This window comes from Micromonospora sp. HUAS YX12 (genome assembly GCF_040215685.1).
GTDB classification, from domain to species: domain Bacteria; phylum Actinomycetota; class Actinomycetes; order Mycobacteriales; family Micromonosporaceae; genus Micromonospora; species Micromonospora tulbaghiae.
On the sequence record NZ_CP157974.1, the window covers coordinates 5,162,328 to 5,187,743 of the forward strand.

General features: G+C 73.5%; 20 protein-coding genes. 9 read left to right on the forward strand and 11 right to left on the reverse strand.

What is annotated here, in order from left to right; translation table 11 throughout:
* Window positions 1-265: 265 nt before the first annotated feature.
* Window positions 266-913 (reverse strand): DUF305 domain-containing protein, encoded by a 648-nt coding sequence (locus ABIH81_RS24625; protein WP_349877254.1) that lies wholly within the window; start codon window positions 911-913, stop codon window positions 266-268.
* A complete protein-coding gene (locus tag ABIH81_RS24630; RefSeq protein WP_349877255.1) occupies window positions 898-1,653 on the reverse strand; it encodes a lytic polysaccharide monooxygenase in 756 nt (251 codons plus the stop codon). The genes ABIH81_RS24625 and ABIH81_RS24630 overlap by 16 nt, the downstream gene beginning before the upstream one ends.
* A 245-nt stretch (window positions 1,654-1,898) precedes the next feature.
* Here ABIH81_RS24630 and ABIH81_RS24635 point away from each other — a divergent pair, with 245 nt between their 5' ends.
* Window positions 1,899-3,956: a cellulose binding domain-containing protein gene (locus ABIH81_RS24635; RefSeq protein ID WP_349877256.1), complete on the forward strand. Its 2,058-nt coding sequence runs from the start codon at window positions 1,899-1,901 to the stop codon at window positions 3,954-3,956.
* 7 nt (window positions 3,957-3,963) lie between these two features.
* Here the strand turns inward: ABIH81_RS24635 and ABIH81_RS24640 are convergent, their stop codons facing one another.
* Window positions 3,964-4,806, reverse strand: a complete 843-nt coding sequence (locus ABIH81_RS24640) for a phosphatase PAP2 family protein (RefSeq protein WP_349877257.1) — start codon at window positions 4,804-4,806, stop codon at window positions 3,964-3,966.
* A 74-nt stretch (window positions 4,807-4,880) separates the two neighbouring features.
* A complete protein-coding gene (locus ABIH81_RS24645; RefSeq protein WP_349877258.1) occupies window positions 4,881-6,521 on the reverse strand; it encodes an MDR family MFS transporter in 1,641 nt (546 codons plus the stop codon).
* A 122-nt stretch (window positions 6,522-6,643) separates the two neighbouring features.
* Between ABIH81_RS24645 and ABIH81_RS24650 the strand changes: the two genes are divergently transcribed.
* The 5 genes from ABIH81_RS24650 to ABIH81_RS24670 all read left to right on the forward strand — a co-directional run bounded on the left by ABIH81_RS24650 (window position 6,644) and on the right by ABIH81_RS24670 (window position 13,243).
* Window positions 6,644-7,234, forward strand: coding sequence for a TetR family transcriptional regulator (locus ABIH81_RS24650; protein WP_349877259.1), 591 nt, complete (start codon window positions 6,644-6,646; stop codon window positions 7,232-7,234).
* An 89-nt stretch (window positions 7,235-7,323) separates the two neighbouring features.
* Complete coding sequence (locus ABIH81_RS24655; protein WP_349877260.1) at window positions 7,324-8,655, forward strand: low temperature requirement protein A; 1,332 nt, start codon at window positions 7,324-7,326, stop codon at window positions 8,653-8,655.
* Between the two features lie 21 nt (window positions 8,656-8,676).
* Window positions 8,677-9,741: an SRPBCC domain-containing protein gene (locus ABIH81_RS24660; protein WP_349877262.1), complete on the forward strand. Its 1,065-nt coding sequence runs from the start codon at window positions 8,677-8,679 to the stop codon at window positions 9,739-9,741.
* A 324-nt stretch (window positions 9,742-10,065) separates the two neighbouring features.
* Complete coding sequence (locus tag ABIH81_RS24665; protein ID WP_349877263.1) at window positions 10,066-11,493, forward strand: non-reducing end alpha-L-arabinofuranosidase family hydrolase; 1,428 nt, start codon at window positions 10,066-10,068, stop codon at window positions 11,491-11,493.
* Window positions 11,494-11,521: 28 nt separating this feature from the next.
* Window positions 11,522-13,243: a cellulose binding domain-containing protein gene (locus ABIH81_RS24670; RefSeq protein ID WP_349877264.1), complete on the forward strand. Its 1,722-nt coding sequence runs from the start codon at window positions 11,522-11,524 to the stop codon at window positions 13,241-13,243.
* 60 nt (window positions 13,244-13,303) lie between these two features.
* Here the strand turns inward: ABIH81_RS24670 and ABIH81_RS24675 are convergent, their stop codons facing one another.
* Window positions 13,304-14,869 carry a pectate lyase gene (locus ABIH81_RS24675; protein WP_349877265.1) on the reverse strand — a complete coding sequence of 522 codons (1,566 nt, stop codon included), beginning with the start codon at window positions 14,867-14,869 and terminating at the stop codon, window positions 13,304-13,306.
* A 283-nt stretch (window positions 14,870-15,152) separates the two neighbouring features.
* On the reverse strand, window positions 15,153-16,079 hold the full coding sequence (locus tag ABIH81_RS24680; protein ID WP_349877266.1) for a DMT family transporter: 927 nt from the start codon (window positions 16,077-16,079) through the stop codon (window positions 15,153-15,155).
* On the opposite strand from ABIH81_RS24680, the gene ABIH81_RS24685 reads away from it, so the two are divergent.
* From ABIH81_RS24685 to ABIH81_RS24695, 3 genes are all read left to right on the forward strand, one after another.
* Window positions 16,078-17,469, forward strand: a complete 1,392-nt coding sequence (locus ABIH81_RS24685; RefSeq protein ID WP_349877267.1) for a PLP-dependent aminotransferase family protein — start codon at window positions 16,078-16,080, stop codon at window positions 17,467-17,469. The genes ABIH81_RS24680 and ABIH81_RS24685 overlap by 2 nt on opposite strands.
* 128 nt (window positions 17,470-17,597) lie before the next feature.
* On the forward strand, window positions 17,598-18,242 hold the full coding sequence (locus ABIH81_RS24690; RefSeq protein ID WP_349877268.1) for a response regulator transcription factor: 645 nt from the start codon (window positions 17,598-17,600) through the stop codon (window positions 18,240-18,242).
* A gap of 97 nt (window positions 18,243-18,339) precedes the next feature.
* Window positions 18,340-18,966: a response regulator transcription factor gene (locus ABIH81_RS24695; RefSeq protein WP_349877269.1), complete on the forward strand. Its 627-nt coding sequence runs from the start codon at window positions 18,340-18,342 to the stop codon at window positions 18,964-18,966.
* On the opposite strand, the gene ABIH81_RS24700 is transcribed toward ABIH81_RS24695, so the two are convergent.
* From ABIH81_RS24700 to lanKC, 5 genes are all read right to left on the reverse strand, one after another.
* The gene (locus ABIH81_RS24700; RefSeq protein ID WP_349877270.1) at window positions 18,862-20,670 is read right to left on the reverse strand and encodes an ABC transporter ATP-binding protein; all 1,809 of its coding nucleotides are present in this window, start codon (window positions 20,668-20,670) and stop codon (window positions 18,862-18,864) included. The two genes, ABIH81_RS24695 and ABIH81_RS24700, sit on opposite strands and share 105 nt — an antisense overlap.
* Window positions 20,667-22,334 carry an ABC transporter ATP-binding protein gene (locus tag ABIH81_RS24705; RefSeq protein ID WP_349877272.1) on the reverse strand — a complete coding sequence of 556 codons (1,668 nt, stop codon included), beginning with the start codon at window positions 22,332-22,334 and terminating at the stop codon, window positions 20,667-20,669. Before ABIH81_RS24705 ends, ABIH81_RS24700 begins: the two co-directional genes overlap by 4 nt.
* A gap of 64 nt (window positions 22,335-22,398) precedes the next feature.
* A complete protein-coding gene (locus ABIH81_RS24710; RefSeq protein ID WP_088647629.1) occupies window positions 22,399-22,518 on the reverse strand; it encodes a SapB/AmfS family lanthipeptide in 120 nt (39 codons plus the stop codon).
* A gap of 50 nt (window positions 22,519-22,568) precedes the next feature.
* On the reverse strand, window positions 22,569-22,688 hold the full coding sequence (locus tag ABIH81_RS24715) for a SapB/AmfS family lanthipeptide (RefSeq protein ID WP_088974649.1): 120 nt from the start codon (window positions 22,686-22,688) through the stop codon (window positions 22,569-22,571).
* A 6-nt stretch (window positions 22,689-22,694) separates the two neighbouring features.
* Window positions 22,695-25,307 (reverse strand): class III lanthionine synthetase LanKC, encoded by a 2,613-nt coding sequence (lanKC, locus tag ABIH81_RS24720; RefSeq protein ID WP_349877273.1) that lies wholly within the window; start codon window positions 25,305-25,307, stop codon window positions 22,695-22,697.
* Window positions 25,308-25,416 lie beyond the last annotated feature (109 nt).

Here is a 25,416-nt window from a genome sequence, read left to right on the forward strand (position 1 = left end):
GCCGTCTGCGGAGCGCGGGCGGAACGCGCGGCGGGGCGGCGTCCGGGCGACAGCGTAGCCATGACCTGGGACGAGACGCGGCCGGTTTTGCCGACGGGCGAACCGCACCGGCGCGGCAGAGGCACCGCCACCGGCGCGGAAGTGGTCCGGTGGCTCGCGGAAAGGGCTGGTGCGCGCCGATTCGCCAGCCTTGTCGGGGCGTGGCCGGCGGGCGCGACCGTGACGAAGGTCATGCCCCCACACAGCCCCCTCGCGGGCCCGCCGCTCAGCCCAGTCCGGCCATCAGGTCGACCTCGGCCGTACGCGAGCGGTCGATGCGGCGGGCGAGGTCGCGTACCCGCTCGCTGGTCCCGGCGGCGACCTGGGCGCGGGCCAGGTCGGCGGCGGTGCGCTGGTGCCCGCTGAGCACGTCGAGCAGCACCCGGTCGGCGTCGGCGGGCGCGGCGGCGCGCAGCCGGGCCAGTCCGGCGGCGGCGTCGCTGTGCCCGGAGTGGTCGTGCCGGGCGGCCGCGGCGGCGGCCGACGGGCCGGCCTCGCGCAGCCATCGGCGCATGGTGGCCAGTTCGTCGGTCTCGGTGGCCCGGACGGCGGCGATCAGCGTGCGGATCCGCGGGTCGGTGGCGCGGTCGAGGCCGAGCCGGACGATCTCCAGCGTCTGCTCGGTGTGCGCCACCATCATGGCCAGGAACAGCGCGTCGATCCCGCTGGTCGTGGTGTCCGCGGCGGCCGGGACCGAGGCCGTGGCGGACGGGACCGGCGGGGACGGGTCGGCGGCGGGCGGCCCGCCGCACCCGGTCAGGGTCAGCATCACCCCGAGCAGCGCCGCGACCGGCCGGGCGGCGGCGGACGCGCGGCGGAGCCGGGGACCGGCCGGCGCCGCCGCGCGGGTACGCCGGCTCAGATCTGCTGCCACAGCGCCGGTACGTTCGGCGGCTCCCAGCCGGCGATCGCGGTGTGCGCCTGGCGGCAGCGGTAGCTGCGGCCGTCGTAGGTGACCGTGTCACCGACCTGGTACGCCCGCCCGGCGGTCCACGTGCCGCCCGGCGCCGGGGTGCTGGTCCGGGTCGGCGTGGGCGAGGGCGCGGGCGTGGTGGGCGCCGCGGTCGGGGCGGGCGACGGGGTGGGCGTCGGGTTGCCGCCTCCGCCGCCGATCTGGAGGTCGACGCAGGAGTAGAACGCGTTGGCGGTGTCGGAGATGTTCCAGATCGCGAGCAGCTTCTGCCGGCCGGAGAAGCCACCGAGGTTGACGGTGTGCGACACGGTCGCGCCGGGCTGGCGGCCCCCGCCGTCGACGACCGCGACCCGGGTGCCGCCGATCCAGTACTCCCAGTTGGCGGTGGCGTGCCGGGCGGTGTTGACCCAGGTGAACGTGACGGTGCTGCCGACCGAGGTGGCCGGCCAGTTGCGGCTGTCGTCGTTGAGCACCGCGAACTGGGCGATGCCGGCGTGGCAGCTCCGCAGGCCCTTGGGCCCCTCGACGCTCTGCGGCTCGTACTTGATCTGGCCGCAGTCGGGCACCCGGTTCTGTGCGCAGAGCGCCTGGCGGCTGGGCGGCGAGGAGACGTAGCCGTGGGCCTGCGCGGGCGCGGCGAGCGCCAGCGTGCCGGTGACGGCACCGGCGGTGAGCAGCGGGAGGGTGATTCTTCGGCGCATGGTGGCAACTCCTTCGGGGGGAACGGAAGGTGTCACGAACATAAATTAAACATTGTTAACAGTAAAGACTACTGTCTATAAATTAAGCCCTGCACACCCGGCGCCGGGCGTATGATCCTGATCGATGGCTCGCCGCGCGGAGCCGATCGTCGTTCGTGGGCATCCCGCCGCCGCCAGGCGTCCGGGAGGACGACGCAGAACCGGGCATCTCCCCGTCGTCCCACTCCCCCGAAGGACATCCCCGGATGAGAAGACCCACTGCGTTCGCGGCCGGCCTGCTGCTGCTCGCCACCGCGCTCGGCACCGCCGCCGGGCCGGTCGCCGCCGCCGACCCCACCGACCCGGTCACCGTCACCGTGAACACCCGCGCCGGGCTGGCCACCGTCCCGGCCACCGCGCTCGGCGTCAACCACGCCATCTGGGACTCGCAACTCGGCAGCGCCGAGACGTCCGACCTGCTCAAGGCCGCGGGCGTGAAGATGCTGCGCTACCCCGGCGGCTCGTACGCCGACATCTACCACTGGGAGACGCACACCGCGCCCGGCGGCTACGTCGCGCCGGGCACCGACTTCGACACGTTCATGGCGGGCGCCCGCCGCGTCGGCGCCGAGCCGATGATCATCGCGAACTACGGCACCGGCACGCCCGCCGAGGCGGCTGCCTGGGTCCGCTACGCCAACGTCACCAAGGGCTACGGCGCGAAGTGGTGGACCATCGGCAACGAGAACTACGGCAACGGCCACTACGGCTCGGCCTGGGAGGCGGACGACCACCCGGACAAGAGCGCCTCGCAGTACGCGCGGCTGGTGATCGAGTACGCCGACGCGATGAAGGCGGTCGACCCGAGCATCAAGGTCGGCGCGGTGCTCACCATGCCCGGCAACTGGCCGGACGGCATCACCGCCGGGTCCGACCCGGGGCCGTGGAACCAGACGGTGCTCTCCCTCGCCGGCCCGAAGATCGACTTCGTGGACGTGCACTGGTACCCGGGCGGCAGCGTCGCCGACTCGCTGGCCCGTACCAGCCACCTGCCCGACGCGGCCTGGCTGCTGCGCCAGCAGATCGCCCGGTACGCCGGTCCCGGCGCGGACCGGATCGGGATCAGCCTCACCGAGCTGAACGTGGACGCCGGCCGTACCACCGCGCCGGGCGCGCTGTTCCTGGCCGACGCCTACAGCGGCCTGCTGGAACAGGGCGTGTTCACGGTGCAGTGGTGGAACGTGCACAACGGCATCGGCACCGTCTCCGAGGTGGCCGGGCAGACCGACTACGGCGACTTCGGGCTGCTGTCCAGCGGCAACTGCACGAGCGACGGCGAGGTGTGCCAGCCGGCGTTCAACACCCCGTTCGCGCCGTACCACGCGTTGTCCATGATGAACCTGTTCGCCCGGCCCGGTGACCAGCTCGTCCGCGCCGGTACCGACCAGCCGCTGGTCGCCGCGCACGCGGTCCGCCGGCCGGACGGCAGCGTCGCGGTCCTGCTGCTCAACAAGGATCCGGACACCGCCTACCCGGTGGCGCTCGACTACGCCGGGTTCACCCCGGCCGACGAGGCGCCGACCGTGCACACGTTCACCAACGGCGCGACCGGGATCAGCACCGGCCGGTCGGGCGAGGCGACCGCGCGGACGCTGCCGCCGTACTCGCTCACCACGCTCGTGCTGCGACCGGCCGGCAGCTCGGCCGGGCGGCCCGGCGCCCCCGGCCGGCCGGCGGCGAGCGCGGTGACCGACCGCGCGGCGACCATCTCCTGGCCGGCGGCCACGCCCGGCGCCGCGCCGATCGCCAAGTACGAGGTGCACCGACAGTACGGCGCGGTGAGCGAGCAGCTCGGAGAGACCGCCGGTACGTCGCTCACAGTGGGCAACCTCGAACCGGGCGCCCGCTACACGGTCAACGTGCTCGCCCGGGACACCGCCGGGCGGGTCTCGTGGTCGTCACCGCCCCTGACGTTCGCCACCGGCAGCCCGGCCGAGAGCTCCTGCGCGGTCCGGTTCAACGACGACAACGACTGGGGCAACGGGTACGTGGCCAGCGTCGAGGTGGTCAACACCGGCCCGGAGGCGCTGGACGGCTGGACGCTCACCTGGACCTGGCCGACGGGCTGGCAGCAGGCGAGCAGCGGGTGGAGCGCCACCTGGGACCAGCAGGCCCGCAACGTCCGGGTGACACCCACCGCCGACAACCGGCGGCTCGCCGCCGACGGCGGGAGCACGACTGTGGGCTTCGTCGGCGCGTACAGCGGGCCGAACGTGCCGCCGGGGGCGTTCCGCCTCAACGGCACGGTCTGCACGCTGCGCTGAGGAGCCCTCAGCCGCGGCCGGGTGGCCGCAGCCGCACGTCGGCCGCCGCCGGGACCTTCGGGTTCCGGCGGCGGCCGGCCCGGCGCGGCGCAGGCACCACGTGCGGGCGCACCGGTCCGGACGGAAGCGTGGGCGGTTCCGGCACGGCCGTCGGCAGGACGGCCAGGATCGCCACGAGCAGCACCACCGCGACGACACCGTCGAGCCAGTAGTGGTTGCCGGTGATCACCACCACGAGCGCTGTCGCCAGCGGGTGGAGCAGCCAGATCCAGCGGCGGCGTCCGGTGGTGACCGCCATCAGCGCCAGCGCGATCGCCAGCGCCCAGCCCACGTGCAGCGACGGCATGGCGGCGTACTGGTTGCTGAGCTGGTCGGTGTCGGGCGGTCCGTAGACGCTCGGGCCGAACCGGGTGCCGGTGTCGACCAGCCCGGTGAGCGCGGTCAGCCGCGGCGGCGCGAGCGGGACGCAGACGTGCAGCACCAGCGCCACCGCGGTCAGCGCCGCCAGGGCCCGCCGCAGCCGCAGGTAGTGGGCCGGGCGGCGCAGCCAGAGCCAGACCAGGCAGAGCACAGTGGCCGGGAAGTGCACGTGAGCGTAGTAGGAGTTGGCCAGCCGCATCAGCAGCTCGTGCGACAGCAGCGGCCCCTGCACGAGCATCTCGTCGGGCAGGCGCAGCAGCCGCTCCAGCCGCCAGACCCACTCGCCGTTGGCCAGGGCCACCTCGGCGTGCCCGGCCACCACCTGCCGGCCCGCCTTGTAGGCCAGGAAGAGCACGGCGACCAGCGCCAGCTCACGCGCGGCCCGCTGCCATGCGGCGAGGCGGGTGGGCGCGGTCCGCGTGACGTCCACGGCTCCTCCTTCGGTTCGTCCCCGCATGGGCCAGGGCCGCCGCCGGGGTCGGCGACGGCCCTGGGGGTACGGGCTCAGCGGCGGGTGCGTTCCTCCCGGCCGGCCGAGTCCACGCTCACCTCGTCGAAGGCGGGCGCGCCGTCGACGGCGTCCGCTCCCACCGCCACCGAGCGGCCGGTGTCCGGCAGGTCGAGGCTGGAACGCAGGGTGACCGGGCGCAGCAGCAGCGCCGCAACGATACCCACCACCGCGATGGCGGCCGAGATCAGGAAGATGTGCCCGGTTGCGTCCCCGTACGCGGCCCGCACGATCTGCCGGACCGGCTCGGGCAGCGCGTCGAGGTTGAGCGTGCTGCCGCCGCCCCCGCCGGAGGCGGGGATGCCGGCCGCGGCCAGGTCGCCTGTGATCCGGTCGGTGACCCGGCGGGCCAGCACCGCGCCGAGCACCGACACGCCGATGGTGCCGCCGAGCGAGCGGAAGAAGGCGACGCTGGCGCTGGCCGCGCCGATGTCGGAGAGCGCGACCGTGTTCTGCACGGCGAGCACCAGGTTCTGCATGGTCATGCCGACGCCGACGCCGACGATGAACATCGCGAGCCCGACGAGGACCAGCGAGGTCTCGTGGTCGATGGTGCCGAGCATGGCGAACCCGATGACCAGCACGACCGAGCCGAACACGATGTACGGCTTGATCTTCCCGGTGGCGGTGATCATCCGGCCGGCCACGATCGAGGAGATCAGCACACCGGCCATCATCGGGATGGTGAGCAGGCCGGCCTCGGTCGGGCTGTAGCCGCGGCCGATCTGGAAGTACTGGCCGAGGAAGACCGCGCCGCCGAACATGGCCATGCCGACCGCGAGGCTGCCCAGGATCGCCAGGGCGGTGGTGCGCTCGCGGACGATGTGCAGCGGCACCACCGGCTCGGCGGCCCGTGCCTCCACCCAGACGGCGAGCGCGAGCAGCAGCACCGAGCCGCCGACCATGGCGCCGGTCTGCCAGGAGGCCCAGGCGAACGAGTCGTCGACGAACGAGATCCAGATCAGCAGCACGCTGACACCGGCGGCGATGAGCGTGGCGCCCAGGTAGTCGATCTTGACGTTGTCCCGGCGCACGGTGGGCAGGTTGAGGGTGATCTGGAGCAGGAACAGCGCGACGGCCGCGACCGGTACCCCGACGAAGAAGCACCAGCGCCAGCCCAGCCAGGACGTGTCCACGATGAGGCCGCCCAGCAGCGGGCCGCCGACGGTGGCCAGCGCCATGACGCCGCCCAGGTAACCGTTGTAGCGGCCCCGCTCACGCGGCGGGATCATGGCCGCGATGGCGACCTGGACCAGCGCCTGCAGACCGCCGACGCCGATGCCCTGGAACGCGCGGGCGGCGATGAGCTGCCCGGCGCTCTGCGCGAAGCCGGCCGCGATCGACCCGACCAGGAACACCACGATGGCGACCTGGATCAGCAGCTTCTTGTCGAACAGGTCGGCCAGCTTGCCCCAGATCGGGGTGGTCGCGGTGGCGGTGAGCAGGGTGGCGGTGACCACCCAGGTGTACTGCGTCTGCGAGCCGTTGAGCGCTCCGATGATCTTCGGCAGGGCCGTCGAGACCACGGTGCTGCTCAGCATGGCCACGAAGAGCACCAGCAGCAGACCGCTGAGCGCCTCCAGCGTCTGCCGCTTGCTCATGGGGGCGGCCTCAGCCGTCGCGGTGGGTGCGCTCATGCGCGCGTCCTCCAGGTGTGTCGATTTCGGGTGGCCGCTTCGTTGCCTCAAGCAATCAACACTAAACCTTGCCCGGTAGGCAAGTTTGCCCATTGAGAAATCGGTCACGTACGCTGGCCGTCATGGACGAGTGCACCGGGCTGCGGGAGCGGAAGAAGGCGGCCACCCGCCTGGCGCTGCACGAGGCGGCGCTGTCCCTCGCCGTCGAGCACGGCCCCGACCGGATCACCGTCGAGGCGATCGCCGACGCCGCGAACGTCTCCCGGCGGACGTTCTCCAACTACTTCGGCGGCAAGGAGGAGGCCCTCTTCCACGGCGACACGCTGCGGCTGCGCCGGCTCCTCACGCTCGTCGCGGACCAACCGGCCGAACTGTCGCCGTGGGCCGCGCTCACCCGGGCCGCCCTGATCCAGGCCGAGGACGGCTACGACGACCCGGCCGAGCCCTGGCTCAACCGGCGCCGGCGGCTGCACGGCCACCCGAGCCTGGCCGCCCATCAGGTCGGCGCGTACGCGGCCCTGGAGCGGGAGATGGCAGCGGAGCTGGCCCGCCGGCTGACCGGACCCGACGCGGCGCTGCGGGCCCGGATCGTCGCCGCGACGTTCCTCGCGTCCCTGCGGATCGCCGCGCACGAGTGGCTGGAGCACCCCGGACGGTCGTTGCGCGACGTGCTGCGCGACGTGCTCGCCCACGCCGCCCCGACGGCCGGCTGAGCGCGCACCGGCTCGCCGCTCCCCGTCGGACCGGTGGAATGACCGGCGAAAGTGAGACCCCGCCTGAGCTGGGCTGACACACTCGCCGGGTGGGCGGCGACCGGTGGCGCAAGGGACTCGGGCCGGCGACCGGCGTCGCCCCCGCCACCCGGGTCGACCGGTTCGAGATCTTCTTCGACCTCGTCTTCGTGGTGTCCTTCTTCATCATCACGCGCGCCACCGCCGCGAACGTGACCCCGGGGGAACTGCTGCACGCGCTGCTGGTGCTCGCCGTGCTCTGGTGGTGCTGGGTGGTGCACAGCGCGGTCGCCGCCCGGCTGCGTCTCGGCGAGGGCTTCGTGCCGATCCTCATGGTGGTCGGCATGATCGCGCTGTTCACCTTCGCGCTCGCGCTGCCGCAGACGTTCGGCGACCTGGACAAGGGCAGCGCCGGGCCGATCCTGGTCACGATCAGCTACGTGGTGATCCGGGTCGTGCACACCGCCCTGTACTGGTACGCCACCCGTGACGACCCGCCGGCCCGGCGCAAGCTGCGGCTGTTCCTGCCCGAGGCGATGGTCACCGCGTCCCTGCTGCTGGTGGCGGCGCTGCTGCCGCCGCGCGTACCCCCGGAGGTCGGCCCGTGGCTGCGCGACGGGCTGTGGATCGCGGTGGTGGCCATCCAGTACAGCAGCGGCCTGCTGGCCGGCACCGACGGCTGGAAGATCACCTCGGCCGAGCACTGGACCGAGCGGTACGACCTGATCCTGATCATCGCGCTCGGCGAGTCGGTCATCTCCGTCGGCGTCGGCGGCAACCTGCTCGGCCAGCCCGTGACCTGGCCGGCGATCCCGGCGGCGGCCTTCGGCATCCTGTTCACCGCGGCGCTCTGGTGGGCGCACTTCGACATGATCGCTCCGGCCGCACGGATCGCGCTGCACGCCGCCGAGGGACACGCGCGGGTGACGCTGGCCCGCGACGCGTACGCCTACCTCTACCTGCCCATGATCGCCGGGGTGATCCTGTTCGCGATCGGCGCCGAGGATCTGGTCCGCGTCGTCACCGACCCGTCCGGCGGCGCGATGGAACACGGCCACGGGCCGGCGGTGCCGCTGCTCTTCGGTGGGGTGCTCGTCTACCTCGCCGCCAACATGGCGTTCCAGTGGCGCGCGCTGCGGACGCTGTCCTGGACCCGGGTCGGCGCGCTGGCCCTGCTCGCCGCGGCGCTGCCGGTCGGCCGGCACCTGCCGGCGCTCGGCGCGCTGGGACTGCTCACCGCGATCTGCGTGGCCCTGGTGGCGACCGAGCTGGTGATCTTCGCCGATTCCCGGGTCGCGTTGCGCCGGCTGATGCACGAGGAGAAGGCCAGCGCCGAGGAGAACGAGGCCGCCTGGCGGGCCCGCTGGCACGACGGCGGCGACAGTGCCCCGCACCGGCCTTGACACAGGCCCTAGAGTCTCCGCGTGATCGAGATCGTCACCGAGGTCGACCTGTTCCACCCGCCCGCCCGGATCTGGCGGGCGCTCACGGAACGCGCGCTGCTGGCCAAGTGGTTCGCCGACAGCGCGCCCGGGTCCGATCGGTGGATCCTGGCCACCGCCGCACTGCCCGGCTACGACGGCGACACCGAGGTGGAGACCGTCGAGCTGCGCGCGCCGCACCGGCTGGTGGTCCGCTGCCGGGAGGCCGGCCGGGCCACCCGGCTCGCCTGCGACCTGACTCCCACCGCCCACGGCACCCGGCTGTCGGTGCGCGAGGTGCTGGAGGAGGGCGACTGGGACGCCGACGCCCGCGCCGACCAGCACGAGCAGGCCGTGACCGGACGGCTGCCGGCGATCCTCGACTGGCTGGCGTTCCAGAACGTCGACCTGCGCCGCGCCGAGGGCGGACTGACCGCCGAGCTGCCTGTGGTCCGGCTGCTCGGCGAAGAGCACCGCCGCTCCCGGCGGCGCCCGGTGCTGCTGGCGGCCGGCGCGGTGACGCTGATCGCCGCCGCGGCCGGGGCGACGGTGTGGACCACCGCCGGCGAGCCGCCCGCGCCGGCCGCGCCGGCGCCCACGACGTCGCTGGTCATGCCGTCCAGCGCCACGCCCTCCGTCCGGCCCACGACCGCGCGGCCCACACCCAGTGCCAGCCGCCGCAGCGCGTCGCCCTCGCCGACGCCGTCGCCCACCCCCAGCCGTACGCCGAGCCCGACGCCCTCGACGGTGGTGGCGGCGCCGCTGACCGCCACCTACGAGACGGTCACCGACCGGATCTTCGGCTACCGCGGGGAGGTGGTGCTGCGCAATCCGGGCCCGGCACCCCGTCCGGCCTGGACGGTCACCGTGACGCTGCACGACGGCGCCACTGTGGGCAGCGTCAGCGGAGCCGAGGCCACACAGGACGGCACGGTGGTCACGTTCACGGGGAGCGCGTTGCCGGGCGGCGAGGCCGCCACCATCCGGTTCGACGTCCGCGACCCGGACCCCTCGCACGACGCCCCCGCCGCCTGCACCACCGAGAACACTCCCTGCACCCCCGCCTGACCCCCCTGCCTTCCCACCCTCCCCGCCTCACCCCCACCCCTCCACCCCCGCCCCGCCCCGCCCCGCCGATCATGAAGTTGGACCGCGGATTTGTCCGCATTGAGTACGGCCAACTTCATGATCGGCGCATACGGGCGGGCGGGCGCGGCGCGGGCGCGCGGAGGGTGGGGGCGGGCGGGCGGGGTGAGGGCTGGTGCGGTGGGTGCGAAAAGGGTTGTTGAGTGCGTGGGAGCGCTCCCGTAACATCCCTGACGCGGCTGTTAACGCTCACAACACAATCGCCACCGCCAATGCCAGAGCCGCCGCCCGCCAGGAGGTCAATCCATGTCCAGATCCAGAACAGTCAATGCCGTATTGGCATCGGCCGGCGCCGCGCTGCTGGCGTCGGCGACTGTCGCCGTGGCGCTGCCCGCCGGGGCCGCCGCCGCGGGCTGCTCGGTCAACTACGCGATCTCGTCGCAGTGGCAGGGCGGCTTCGGCGCCAACGTCACGATCACCAACCTGGGCGACCCGCTGACGAGCTGGGCGCTGACGTGGTCGTTCGGCGCCGGGCAGACGGTGACCCAGTCGTGGAACACCGACCTGACCCAGAGCGGAGCCGCGGTCACCGCCCGCAACGTCAGCTACAACGGATCCATCCCGACCAACGGCACCACCTCGTTCGGCTTCAACGGCGCCTGGAGCAGCAGCAACCCGGTGCCGACCAGCTTCGCGCTCAACGGGGTGAGCTGCACCGGCGGCACCACCACGCCGACGAGCGGGCCGACCGGCGCACCCACCACCGCGCCACCCACCACGGCCCCGCCGACCACAGCGCCTCCGACCACGCCGCCGCCGGGTGGTACGTGCAACCTGCCGTCGTCGTACCGGTGGTCGTCGACGGGTGTGCTGGCGCAGCCGCGGTCGGGGTGGGTGTCGTTGAAGGACTTCACCGTGGTCCCGTACAACGGGCAGCACCTGGTCTACGCCACCACGCACGACACCGGGACGTCGTGGGGGTCGATGAACTTCGGCCTGTTCTCCAACTGGTCGCAGATGGCCACGGCGTCGCAGAACGCGATGTCCTCCGGCACGGTGGCGCCGACGTTGTTCTACTTCGCGCCGCGCAACATCTGGGTCCTGGCCTACCAGTGGGGGCCGACCGCGTTCTCCTACCGCACGTCGACGAACCCGACGAACCCGAACGGCTGGTCGTCGGCGCAGCCGCTGTTCACCGGCAGCATCTCCGGTTCCGGTACCGGCCCGATCGACCAGACGCTGATCGCCGACGACCAGAACATGTACCTGTTCTTCGCCGGTGACAACGGCAAGATCTACCGCTCCAGCATGCCGATCGGGAACTTCCCCGGCAGCTTCGGCTCCACCTACACCACGATCATGTCCGACACCACGAACAACCTGTTCGAAGCCGTGCAGGTCTACAAACTGCAAGGCCAGACCCGCTACCTGATGATCGTCGAGGCGATCGGCTCCCAGGGCCGCTACTTCCGGTCCTTCACCGCCACCAGCCTGAACGGCTCCTGGACCCCCCAGGCCGCCACCGAGTCCAACCCGTTCGCCGGCAAGGCCAACAGCGGCGCCACCTGGACCAACGACATCAGCCACGGCGAACTGATCCGCACCACCGCCGACCAGACCTTCACCGTCGACCCCTGCAACCTCCAACTGCTCTACCAAGGCCGCTCCCCCAACTCCGGCGGCGACTACGGCCTCCTGCCCTACCGACCCGGACTGCTCACCCTCCAGCGCTGATCCGGCCGATCGAGGAGAGAGAGGTCCGATGAGAAGGCACCAGACGACCCGTACCGCGGTGTTGTCGGCCGGGGCCGTCCTGCTGGCGTCGACCGCGGTGGCCGCGGCGCTGCCGGCCGGGGCGGCCGCCGCCGGCTGCGCGGTCAGCTACGCCGTGTCGTCGCAGTGGCAGGGCGGCTTCGGCGCGAACGTCACGGTCACCAACCTCGGTGACCCGGTCAACGGCTGGACGCTCACCTGGTCCTACGCCGCCGGTCAGACGGTCACCCAGGCGTGGAACGCCACCGTGACCCAGAGCGGAGCGGCGGTCACCGCCCGCAACGTCGACTACAACGGGTCCATCCCCACCAACGGCAGCACGTCGTTCGGCTTCAACGGGGCCTGGACCGGCAGCAACCCCGCGCCGACCAGCTTCGCGCTCAACGGGGTGACCTGCACCGGTGGCACGACGCCGACGACGTCGCCGTCCACCTCCCCGACGAGTTCGCCGACCAGCCCGCCCACCAGCCCGCCGCCCACCGGGGCGGCGGACATCACCGTCAACACCGCCAGCCGCTACCAGACGATCGACGGCTTCGGCGCCGCGGTGTCGATCTGGGGCGGCGCCTGGTCGACGGCGGAGACGCAGACGCTCGTCGGGCTCGGGCCCAACCAGCTCGGCCTGTCCATCGTGCGTACCGGCGTCTCGCCGGTGTCCGGCGAGTGGGGCACCCAGGTCAGTGCCCTGCGGACGGCGAAGTCGTACGGGTCGAACGTGAAGATCATGGCGTCGCCGTGGACCGCCCCGGCGGCCTGGAAGACGAACAACAGCCGGATCAACGGCGGCAAGCTGCGCACCGACTACTACGACGACTACGCCGGCCATCTCAACAGCTACGTCCAGTACATGCGCAACCAGGGCGTGACGATCGACGTCACGTCCGTGCAGAACGAGCCGGACTGGCACCCGGACTACGACTCGATGGACTGGAGCGGCACCGAGCTGCAGACCTTCGTCCGGGAGCAGGGCGCCAAGGTGCAGAACACCAAGCTCATGGTCGCCGAGGCGGTGAACCTGAACTACGGCTACACCGACCCGACGCTCAACGACGCGGCGGCCCGCAACAACATCGGCTACATCGGCGGTCACCTCTACGGCACCGAGGCGTCCGGCCGGCTGAAGCCGTACACGCTGGCGCAGCAGTACAACAAGCCGGTGTGGATGACCGAGTGGAACCTGCACGAGGCCGACGGCAGCGGCTCGAACATCTGGGGCAACCCGGCCAACGCCACGGTCTGGAACGAGACGCTCGACGACATCATGCGCACCGTGCACAAGTCGATGGAGTCGAACTGGAGCGCTTACGTCTGGTGGTACGGCAAGCGCTACTACTCGTTCATCGGTGACGGGGAGTCCGCGTACGGCACCGTGGCGGGCGCGCCGCTCAAGCGCGGGTACGCGTTCTCGCAGTACGCCAAGTACGTGCGTCCCGGCTACCAGCGGGTCGCCCTGACCAAGAGCTCGAAGGCCTCGCCGCTGGAGGTGACCGCCTATTCCGGCGACGGGAAGGTCACGCTGGTGATCCTCAACCGGTCCACGAGCGCGGTGAACAACGCGGTCATCCAGGCGCCGCAGAACGTCAGCCGGGCCGAGTACGTGGCCACGTCGCAGAACGCCAGCGCGGCGAGCCAGCCGGTGGGCGTGAACGGCAACCAGGTGACTGTGAACGTCGGCGCGCGGAGCATCTCCACAGTCGTGCTCACCCTCTGACCGGGGACACGCACGAGGGCGGGGGCGGCCGGATCGGCCGCCCCCGCTCGTGTGTGACTGCTAACTGGCGTACGTCTCGAACTCGCCGACTCTCGGCGTACCGCCGGAGCTGTTGATCTTGAAGTTGATCTTCTTCAGTGAGGTCGCGCCGAAGGTGATCTGGCCGGCCCCGCTGCCGGAGGCGAGCACCGCCCCGGTGTCGTTGTTGACGAGCTGCCACGACCCGATCGAGCCCGAGGTGCCGGACGGCTCGCGGATGACCACCCGGGACACCGTGGTGGCCGAGCCCCACTTGATCGAGACGGTGCCGGTCGGCCCGGACGGCGACCAGTACGTGCTCAGGTTGCCGTCGCGCACGTTGCCGTAGCTGGTGCCGTCGGCCTTGCTGGACCCGTCCGCACCGGCACCGGAGACGAGGCTCAGGTTGGTCCCGCCGGACGGCGGCGGGGTGGTCGTCCCGGGCGGCGGCGTGGTGGGGGCGGGCGTGGTCGGTCCCGGCGTCGTCGGCGCCGGGGACTGCGGCGTGCAGTTGCCGTCGGACACCCGCAGGCCGGTGTTGGCGCCCGCCGTCTGCCGCACGATGTCCGGCACGCAGCTCGCCGCGTCGAGCCGGTACGAGTACGGGACGCTCACGGTGGTCGTGGACGTCACGTTCGGACCCGCCGGGTAGTTGTCGCTGCCCGGCGCGGACCAGGTCACGTTGTCGAAGATGTTGCCGCCGACCTGCCACGTGCCGCGCTCGCTGGTGTAGAACGTGCCGAGCACGTCCTTGGAGTTGCGGAAGTAGTTGTTGTCCACCTTGGCCCGCGCACCGGCCCGGGAGTTGATGCCCGACTCGTGCAGCCCGTTGTAGTGGTTGTTGAACATGTGGGCGATGCCGCCGCGCAGCAACGGCGTACGGGAGTCGATGTTCTCGTACAGGTTGTGCTCGAACGTAATGTAGCCGTTGCCGCGGTCGCTCTCGCTGGACCCGATGAGGCCGCCGCGGCCGGAGTTGCGCAGGATGCTGTACGACAGCGTCACGTACTGGGTGTCGTCCTTCATGTCGAACAGGCCGTCGTAGCCCTCCGACTCCCCGCCGGACGCCTCGAGCGTGACGTGGTCGACCCACACGTTGCGGACGCTGCTCTCCATGCCGATCGCGTCGCCGCCGTTGGAGGTGGGCGAACCCGACTTCTTGACGTTCCGCACCGTGACGTTGCGGATGATGATGTTGCGGGAGTCGCGGATGTGGATGCCGAGCTGGTCGAAGACGGCCCCGCTGCCCACACCGATGATGGTGACGTTGCTGATCTGCTTCAGCTCGATCACGCCGTCCGCGGTGTTGCAGCTCGATCCGGAGACCTTGCTGGTGTTGCCGTGGTTGATGGTCCCGGTCACCTCGATGATGATCGGAGTGCTGCTGCTGGCCCGGCCGCAGAGCGCGGCGTGGACGGCGGTGCCGGTGGTGGCGCGTACGGTCTGCCCGCCCGCGCCGCCGGTGGTGCCCCCGTTCTGGGTGGCGTAGCCGGTGGCGCTACCGGCCGCCGCCGACGCCTGCGGGGACGGCAGCGCCACGGCGACGGCGATTCCCACGACCGCCGTGGCCAGTGCCGCGTGGAGTCGCAGCGAAACTGGTCTTCTCATGTCGCCTCATTTCTTTTTCGAGCATGCGGGAATTGCCGCCGAGCAGCGGCAGTCACCGAATGGGAATAATGAGGAGCCGCGACGCGATCAGGCGCGTCGCCGGCGAATGTCGTTCATCTGCGAGGCCCGGCCCGCACATGAAACATCGATGTAACGCAATCGTATGAAAGCGCTTTCCAGGAAGGCAAGGGCTGGCGTTTGCAGGTTTTTTGCACTGCTCGGGGCGTCCGGACGCGAGGGACGCCGTCTTGACGGGATGCGGGATCGGCGGCCGCCGACGCGATCACCGCCGTCCTGGCCGTCTCGCCGGCGTCGGGCCGCTCCGGGTGCGCTGGATGAGCACGACGCAGGCGAGGACTGCGCCCGCCACCACGAGCGCGCCGGGCGTGACCGCCTCGCCCAGCAGCAGGGCCGACCAGATCAGCGTGAGCACCGGCTGGACGAGCTGGATCTGGCCGACCTTGGCGATGCCGCCCCGGGCCAGCCCGGCGTACCAGGCGAAGAAGCCGAGGAACATCGAGACCACTGTGAGGTAGCCGAACGCGGACCAGGCGGCGACGCCGGCGCTCGGACGGTCGGTGACGGCGGCCACCACCGTGATCGGCACGGTGACCGGCAGCGATAGCAGCAACGCCCAGCAGATCGTCCGGGCGCCGCCGAGTTCGCGGGCCAGCCGGCCGCCCTCGGCGTACCCGAGGCCGCAGAGCACCACGGCGGCGAGCAGGAACACGTCGGCCGGGGACAGCGCGCCGCGCATCGAGCCGCTGGTGGCGAGGAAGGCGAGCACCAGCGTCAGGCCGGTGGCGCTGGCGAACCAGAACAGCGGCGGCGGTCGCTCGCCGGCGCGCAGCACCGCGAACACCGCCGTCATGGCCGGCAGCACGCTGACCACGACCGCGCCGTGCGCGGACGTCTGCGTGGTGAGCGCGAGCGAGGTGAACAGCGGGAAGCCGACGACCACGCCGAGCGCCACGATCGACAGTCGCCGCCACTGCGCCCGGGTGGGACGCGGCGCGCCGGTCAGCCGCAGATACTCCCCCGCGAGCAGCGCCGCACCGACCGCCCGTCCGAACGCGACGAACCACGGATCCAGGTCGTGCACCGCGACGCGGGTGGCCGGCAGCGACATGCTGAACGCGAGCACCCCCAGCGCGCCGAGCGCGATGGCCGTTATCGTCCTGGGCTCAGTAGCGCTACTCTGATCCGTCATGAATGATGGTAGCGCCGTTGATCGAGTTGTCCAGCACCTGCGCGGACTCGTGGCGGCGGGCGCACCCGGGGCGCGACTGCCGTCGGTGCGGGAGCTGACCGCCCGCCACCACGTCTCCCCGGTGACCGTCGCCGAAGCAACCCGCCAGCTCGTGGCGCAAGGGCTGGTCGAGACGCGGTCTGGCCGCGGCTCGTTCGTGGCGGCCCGCCGCGACGGGCGGCCGGCCCGGGACCTGTCCTGGCAGACAGTCGCGCTCGGACCACGGCGGGCGGGCGAGGAGGAGATGCAGGCGCTACTGGCGTTACCGCCGTCCGGCGCGATTCCGTTGACCGGTGGCTACCTCGACCCGGACCTCCAACCGGCCGCCGCGCTCGGTGCGGCGCTCGCCCGCGCGGCCCGGCAACCGGCGGCGTGGCAGCGCGGCCCGGTGGAGGGGCGCGCGGACCTGCGGGCCTGGTTCGCCCGCGAGGCCGGCGGTGGCCTGCGCGCCGAGGACATGGTGATCTGCCCGGGCGGGCAGGCCGCGCTCGCCTCCACGCTGCGGGCGCTCGCCGCGCCGGGCGACACGCTGCTGGTCGAGTCCCCCACCTACCTGGGCGCGCTGGCGACCGCGCGCGCGGCCGGGCTGCGGGTGGTGCCGGTACCCGCCGACGCCGACGGTGTCCGCCCCGACCAGCTCACCGCCGCGTTCGCCCGCACCGGCGCCCGGCTGTTCTACTGCCAGCCGCTGCACGCCAACCCGCACGGCGCGACACTCTCCCCCGCCCGGCGCGCCGATGTCGCCGAGGCGGTCCGCGACGCAGGCGCGTTCCTGATCGAGGACGACTACGCCCGCGACCTCACCATCGACGGTGAAGCGCCCCCGCCGCTGGCCGCCGACGACCCGGACGGGCACGTCGTCTACCTGCGCTCACTGACCAAACCGGCCGCGCCCGGCCTGCGCATCGCCGCGCTCGGCGCCCGGGGACCGGCCGGCGCCCGGCTGCGCGCCGCTCGACTGCTCGACGACTTCTTCGTCGCCGGGCCGCTGCAACAGGCCGCGCTGGAGTTCCTCACCGCGCCGGCCTGGGACCGGCACCGCCGTACCCTCCGCCGGGAGCTGCGGGCCCGCCGGGAGGCGCTGCTCGCGGCGCTGGACCGGGGCCTGCCGACGCTCGTCCCGCGCGACGTGCCCCGGGGCGGCCTGCACCTGTGGGTCCGGCTGCCGGACGGCGCGGACGACGTCGCGGTGACCGCGGCGGCCGCCGCCGAGGGCGTCACCGTCTTCCCCGGCCGCCCCTGGTACGCCGCCGAGCCGCCGGCGCCGCACCTGCGGCTCACCTACGCCGCCGCCGCACCGGAGCAGATGGAGGAGGCGATCCGCCGGCTGGCCGCCGCGCTCGCCCGCTGACGACCGCCGCGGGCCTTCCGTGCGGACGCCGCGCCCGGTCGGCCGGGAATCCGACCACATGCCGGGACCACCCGAAACGTCCGGCCACGCGAGGTTAGCGGTGACACCGCGCCGGGCACAGTCGTCCCGTGAGTGATACTCCACGCCAATCCCCACCCGACCGGACGCCGGCCGTCCGGGTCGCCGTGCTCGGCGAGCCCGGGCTGTGTCGCACGCTCGTGGCCGGGGTGGTCGCGGCGGCGTCCGACTTCGAGGTGGTACGGGAGTGCGGGGCCGGTCCCGACGACATGTGCCGCCTCGCCGGCTCCCGGCCCGATCTCGTCCTGGTCGACCTCACCGCCGAGAACGAGATGTCCACAGTGGTGCCGGCGCTGCGCGCCGCGGTGCCGGACTGCGCGGTCGTGGTGCTGACGGACCGGCCGACGGCTCGGGTGCTGCGGTCGGCGCTGCGACTGCGCGCCCGCGCGGTCGTCGCCAAGGACGTGCCGCCGGAGGAGATGCTCGCCCGGCTGCGCGCCGTCGCCGAGGGGCGCCGTACCACCGACCCGGTGACCGCGCTCGCCGCCCTCGACACCGTGGTCAACCCGCTCACCGACCGGGAGCGCGAGGTGGCCGCCGTCGCCGCGAAGGGGCTGCCGAGCCGGGAGATCGCCGCGCTGCTGCACCTCGCCCCGGGCACGGTCCGCAACCACCTGTCCAGCCTGCTGCGCAAGGCCGGCGGCCGGAACCGGTGGGAGGCGGTGCAGCGGGCCCAGGACGCCGGTTGGATCTGACGACACACGCGGGCGGGTGTCGCCGAGAGAGTGATTTATCTAAGATTCCTGACGGCTGGTTATCGCTTGTTTACAGTACGTCAGGAAGGCGGGGGTCGTGTCTGGGAGTCGCCTGGTCCGTACGCTGCTCGCACTCGAGGGACGGCTGGTCCGGGGGGCGCTCGCCCACCTGCTGTGCGCACAGGGCGACATCGATGTCGTCGCTCAGGCGGACACCGCCGACGCGGTCCACGCCGCGCTCCTGGACGAGCGCCCGGACGTCACCGTCGTCGACGTCGACGTCGTACCGGTGGAGCGGTTGGCCCCGCTCGCCGCCGCGGCCGACGGCAACCACGGCGGCCGGGTGCTGGTGCTGGTGGACCGGCGTCGCGCCGGACGGATGCGGGCGGTGCTCGCCGAGCATCACGGGTGGATCGGCTTCCTCGACCGCGACGTGCCACCGGAGCGGATCGCCGACGGGGTCCGGCAGGTCGCCGGCGGTCAGCCGGTGCTCGACCCGGACCTGGTCGTCGCCGCGCTCGACGTCGCCGACAACCCGCTGACCCCACGCGAGCGGGAGGTGCTCGACGTCGCGGCCGAGGGCATGCCGGTGCGGGAGATCGCCCAGAAGCTGGGCGTCTCACCCGGAACGGTCCGCAACCACCTGTCCCACGTCATGGCGAAGACCGGGGCGCGGACCCGCCTGGAAGCCGTGCGGATCGCCCGCGAGTCCTGCTGGATCTGACCCGCCGCCCGCCCAGTGGCCCACCAGCTCCCGGTAGGCCGCCGAGACAGCCAGCAGTCCCCGGTGACTGTCCAGGTGGGCGTGCCCGCCGTCGAGCAGCAGCACCCGGCGGGCCCGTGCCGCCGAACTGATGCGGTGCGCGATCACCACGAGGGTGCCGGGCCGGGCGGCGAAGGCCGCTTCCAGGCGCGCCTCGGTGGCGGGGTCCAGATGGCAGGTCGCCTCGTCGAGGACGACCAGCGGCGCCGGCGACAGCCAGGCGCGGAGCAGGGCCACCTGCTGGCGCTCCCCGGCGGACAGGCCGGCCGCCCGCAGCGTCGCGTCCAGGCCGCCGAGCCGGGCCACCAGGCCGGCCAGCCCCAGCCGGTCCGCCGCCCGGAGGACGGCCGCGTCGTCGAGGCCGGGCCGCAGGTAGCGAAGGTTGTCCCGGACCGTGCCGGTGAACACGTACGCCTCCTGCGGGATCAGCACCCGGTGGTCCGCCAGCTCGGCGGCGCCCGCCTCGGCGGTCGACGTGCCCGACACGTGGACCGAGCCGGACTCCGGACGCAGCACCCCGGCCATCAACCCGGCGAGAGTGGACTTGCCGATTCCGCTCGCGCCGACGATCGCCAGGTGGTCGCCGGCCGGCACGGTCAGGTCGAAGCCGTCCAGCACCGGCTCGGCGTGCGGCCCGTACCGGAAGGTCACCGCCCGTAGCGACAGCGCGGGCGCGGCCGGGTCGCGCGGCGACGCGACCGCCGCTCCCCCCGGCCCCGGCGGGGGTACGCACGTGCGCAGCAGCCGGTCCAGGGTGACCACGAAGCGGAGGCCGCCGGCGGCCACCCCCTGGAACAGCGTGTGCAGCGCCGGCTGGATGCCACGGATGACGTAGACCAGCGCCCCGAGCAGCGCGCCCGGCCCGAGGCCCTGCCGCAGCAGCCACGGGCCGGCCAGGAGCAGCAGGGGCACCGGGAGCCAGCCGCCGACGGCCAGGCTCAGGCTCCGCGCGGCAGCCATGACGGCCAGGCGCCGCTCCACCCGGGCCTGCGCGTCGACGTGACCCCCGAGCCAGCCGACGACCCGGTCCCCGGCCCCGCTCACCGTGACGTCACGGTGCCCGGCCACCGCCACGATCGCGTCCCGGCCGAGCCGCTCACCGGCCAGGACGTACTCGCGCTGGCGGGCGACCATCGCCGGCAACGCCGCCGCGAAGAGCAGGAGACCGGCCAGCACCGGCCCGGCCACCAGCAGCGCGACCGGGGCGGCCAGGGAACAGAGGCCGACCACGGCGGCCCCGGCGGCGAACACGAAGCCCCGGACCACCATCAGCAGGCCGGCCCAGGTGTCCCGGACCATCTCCACCTGGTGGGTCAACCGGGTCACCGCCGCGTCGTCGGCCCGACCGTCCGTCGCGCCCGCCAGCGCCCCCGCCACCACCCGCCGCAGCAGGTCGTCGCGGAACGGCTCCACCGCCTCACCCAGCAGCCCGTACGCCTGCCGGGTGCCGAGCGCGCCGACCAGCACCGCGACCGCCAGCAGCCCCAGCCAGAGCAGCCCGACGCCGGGCCGGCCGGCCAGGAAGCCGTCGTCCACGGCACGCGCGGTCAGCAGGCCGGTCAACGCCGCCGGCAGCGCCTCGGCCAGCGACCAGCCGGCCAGGCGCAGCAGCGGGCCACGCCGCGCCGACAGCGCGGCGCGGACAGTCGCGCCCACCGTGGTCACGACCGGAACACCGCCCGGTAGGCCGGATCGGCCCAGAGCACCTCGTGCGGGGCCACCGCCCGCACCCGGCCGCCCTCCACCCAGGCCACCAGGTCCGCGCGGGCCGCGGTGCCGACGCGGTGGCTCACCACCACCCGGGTACGCCGGTCGTGTGGGCCGGTGAGCGCGCCCACCACCTTGTGCTCGGTGACCGTGTCCAGGCTGGACGTCGCGTCGTCGAGGATCAGCAGCCGCTCGGCCCGCAACGCGCGGGCCAGGCCGAGGCGCTGCCGCTCACCGCCGGAGAGGGCCAGCCCGGCCAGCGGGGTGCGGTAGCGCTCGGGCAGCAACCGCACCACGTCGTGGACCTGGGCCGCGCGGGTCAGCGGCACCGGGTCGGCGCCGCAGCCGACCGCCGCGCCGACGGTCTCCCCCACCAGAACCGGCCGCTCGAAGCCGTAGCCGATCGCCCGGCCCAGCGCCGCCGGCGTCAACTGGCGCAGCGGCACGCCGTCCAGGCGTACCTCGCCGGCGTCCGGATCCCGCAGCCGACCGGCCACGGCCGCGAGCAGGGACTTGCCGGCACCGGACGGGCCGACGACGGCGAGCAGCGTCCCGCCCGGCACCCGCAGGTCGACCCGGTCGAGCAGCGGCCGGCCGTCGTCACCACGGACGTGCACCCCGCACAGGTCCAGCCGGCCCGACCCCGGCGGCAGGTTCCGGGCACCGTACCGGCGGGCCGGTTCGTCGAGGATCTCGGCGGCCCGGGCGCAGCCGGCGCGTACCCGCACGGCGGTGTTGACGGCGGCGATCGCGGCGCCCAGCCCGGCGCCGATCGCCGCGTACTGGAGGGCGGCGAGCAGTTCGCCGGGGGTCAGCCGCCCGGCCGACAGCGACCACCCGCCGACCGCCACGACCGCCAGTTGCAGCAACGGGTTCAGCAGCGCGCCCCGGGCGGACGCCCCGGCCAGCACCCGCCAGGTGCGTACGCCGTGGCGGTGCAGCTCCGGCAGCGGGGTGAGCACCCGGTCGACCTCCCGCTCGGCGGTGCCGGCGGCGGCGATCGTCCGCGCGCCGGCGAGCGCCTCGACGAGTCGCCCGGCCAGGTCCCCCTGCGCCCGTTGGTAGCCGGCGACCGCGCCCGACGCCTCGCTGACGAAGCGCCGCAGCAGCAGTGCCAGGAGCAGCAGTCCCACCACGAAGGTCAGGCCGAGCCAGGGGTCGATCAGGGTGAGCGCGACCAGGCTGCCCAGCGGCGGCAGCAGCACGCTGCCGGCCAGGACGACCGTCGGCGCGGCCTGCCCGGCGTCGGCGACCTGCCCGACCAGCCGGCCGACCAGGTCGCCCACCGGCCGGCGGGCCGCGGTGCGCGGATCGAGCGCGAAGAGGTGCCGGATCAGGGCGTGCCGCAGCGAGGCCACCGAGCGGGCCCCGGCCACGCCGCTGCCGAAGTCACTGGCCGCCCGCGTGCCGATGAGCACCAGCACCAGCGCGGCGACCACCGCGATCCACCGGCCGGACGACGACTGCGGATCGGCGCCGACCACGGCGTCCACGGCGCGCCCCAGGACGGCGGGGAGCGCCAGTTCGGCCGCGACCTCCACCATGGCGAGCACCGCCAACGTCGGTGTCCACCAGCCGGCGAAGGACACGGCGCGCAGCGCGAGCCGGTCGGCGGGGGTCATCGGTCCTCCCGAGGGCGCGGGCCCCGGGCCGGCTCACGCCGGTCCGGGGCCAGGCGACTGATCGTCAGTTGCAGGTGGTGACGCTCAGCGAGCTGTCGCCGCAGAGCAGCAGGCTGGCGCGGCTGCCACCGCCGGTACGCTCGGCGGCCGGCAGTTCCATTCCCTGGAGGTCGAGCAGAGCCATGTCGCTTCCTCACTTCTCTCGTGTGACGTTGACGTCGGTGGTCGGACGGATCACTTGCAGGTGGTGACGCTCAGCGAGCTGTCGCCGCAGAGCAACAGGCTGGCCTGGCTGCCACCGCCGGTACGCTCGGCGGCCGGCAGCTCCATCCCCTGGAGATCGAGCAGGGCCATGTCGATTCACCTCCTTCCGGTCACGTCGGTGCGGGGTCGCCCCGGGGAAGCCGGGGGGTCGGTGGCCGCCCGGTCCGCGCCCGCGACGCGCGTCGCGTCGGGCAGCGGAGTCAGGAACGGCAGGTGGAGCGGGTCGTCCGGCCGGGTCGCGGCGAGCGCGGCGAGCACCCCGCCGGTGCCGGTGGCCAGGTCCATGGACAGCCGCAGGAGCTGGTCGCCGGGGAAGGCGGTCCGGTCCCGGTACGGCAGGGCGTGCCAGCCGAGCAGCCGGGCCTGCTGCCGGGCCGCGTCCCGCTCGCCCCGCTCGGCGAGGTACGCGACGATCCCGGCGCGGCCGGCGAACAGGCCGGACTGCGCGTAGAACGGGGAGTCGGCGCAGCGGCGGATCCCGGCCGCCTCGTCGCGCAGGTCGTCGTCGGGCCGGTGGCGCAGGTACTGGTCGAGTACCAGCCCGATACCGACGCTCCCCTCGGCCAGGTAGGGCATGGTCCGCCAGCCCTCGTTGACCTCCAGGTGCCCGGCGTCGCGCCGGACGCAGCGGCGCAGGTCCTGGCGCAGCGCGATGCGCGCGTGGTCGAGCAGGTCGTCGTCGCCGTACCGCTCGTACATCCGCAGCAGCATCAGCGCCACGCCGGCCCCGCCCCGGGCCAGCCCCGCGTACGGGTGCCGCCCACCGCTGATCTCGGCGACCGAGTCGACGTCGCCGAGCCGGCCCACCACCACGTCGACGGCCCGTCGGGCGGCGTCGGCGTAACGCCGCTCGCCGGTCCGCGCGGCGAAGTGCGCCAGGTTCAACGCGATGCCGGACAGCCCGCCGGTCAGGTCGTCGCGCAGCTCCGTCCAGGGCTGGTCGAGGCAGAGGTCGAGCAGGCGCACCGCCTCGTCCCGGTGACCGAGCAGGTCCAGCACGTACGCGATGCCGTGCAGCCCGTCGTAGAGGCCGAGCCGGCTGCCGGAGGCGGGGCGGCGTGCCCGGTCGATCAGCCACCGTTCGTGCGCGGGGTCGGTGCCGGCGCCGCCGGCGTGCAGCGCCCAGAGCACCCCGGCCGCGCCGTACGCCAGGTTGAGCCCGCCGTCGGCGCCGGCGAACTGGCGGATGTCGCCGGGGAAGAGCCGGTCGTCGCGGTCCGGGGTGGCGCTCGCGGTGATCGCCTCGGCGAGCCGGTCGCGCAGGCCGGGCCAGTCGTCCGGGTCGATCGTGACGGCGCGGCGCAGGTCCGCCGGCCGTCCGCCCACGATCACCTCGACCGCCTCGTCCAGCAGCTCGCGCGGCACCGGGAAGTTCTCGGCGACCACGTCGGCCAGGTGCGCCGCCTTGGCCGGGGCCAGCCGCAGCATCGCGGTCAGCGGCAGGAACAGGGCGAGGCGCAGGCAGGCCAGGGCGTACCGGTCGACGTCGACGCCGGTGCGGTCGCGCGGCGCGGCGAACGCCTGGTTGCGCAGCGCGGGCCGGGTCGCCTCGGCGACGTCGGTGGCCACCTCGAAGTCGATGAGCGTCACCGCGCCGTCGTCGCCCACCATCACGTTGAACATGTGCAGGTCGCCGTAGACGACGCCGTGCGCGTGGATGGCGGCGACCGCCTCCGCGACCTGGCGGTGCACGTCGAGCGCCCAGCGGGTGTAGTCGGCCCGGTCGGCGTCGGCGTGGACCAGCGGGTACCGCTCCACCACCACCTGGTTGAGCGGTCGCCCCTCGACGAAGACCAGCGCGAGGAACTCGTGCCCGCCGAAGCTGAACTCGTCGTGCACCCGCACCAGGTGCGGCACGTCGGCCAGCCGGCGCAGCGTCTCCGCCTCGCGGCGCAGCCGGGTCACCGCGTCGGTGCCGGTCGCGTCCAGGCCGGCGTGCGGGCGGGCCTCCTTGAGCACCACCCGCTGCCCGGTGCGCGTGTCGCGGGCCTCGTACAGGCCGCCGCCGTTGGAGAAGTGGATCACCTTCTCGATCCGGTACGGCAGGTCGGTCGTCGTCGCCGCGTTGCGGGCGGCCAGGTGCGGGGCGAGGAAGTCGGGCAGGGTCACCCACTCCGGCACGTGGAACACCGGATCCCGCCGGTCGGGCACCAGGACGCCGTCCGGGCCCTCGATCGCCGGCACCGTCTGGCCGTCCGCGGAGACGCAGTAGCGGGCCGCGAAACCGCCGTAGCGAACGTGCACCGGGCCGTCGCCGTAGCGCAGGTCACTGAGGATGTACGGCCCCGTCTCGCCGGCGAGCAGGTCGGCGAGTTCCTTGGCGGTCAGCTCCAGCTCGGCGTCGTCGCGCGGGTAGACGGTGACGAACTTCCCGCTGGCGGCGCGCCGGGCGTACTTGCTGTTGCGCATGAGCAGCAGGCGCGGGCCGCGCAGATGCTTGAACGGGATGCCCCGGGGCCGGCAGTAGTCGGCCACCCGGGCCAGCACGCGCTCGGCGTTGTCCAGCCGGGCCGACACGTGGATCTTCCAGCCCTGCGCGGGGAGGGATCCGCCGACCGGTCCGTGGATCATCCAGTCGTCCTTGACCTCGCGCTCCCAGCCCTCCGGCACCGGGCCGGTGAGGTAGCCGCCGGCCTCGGTCGTGGTGCCGGCCAGCGAGTCGTAGAAGAGCGGATCGACCGCGCAGTACGAGTCGTACCGTTCGTCCATGTCGGGTGCCTCCACCGGCTGATCGGTTGACGTCAATCCTGCGGATGGCGGAGTCGCGGGCACAGTGCGATGAGTCATGACGGGACGGTGAGTTCCGCACTGCGAAGTC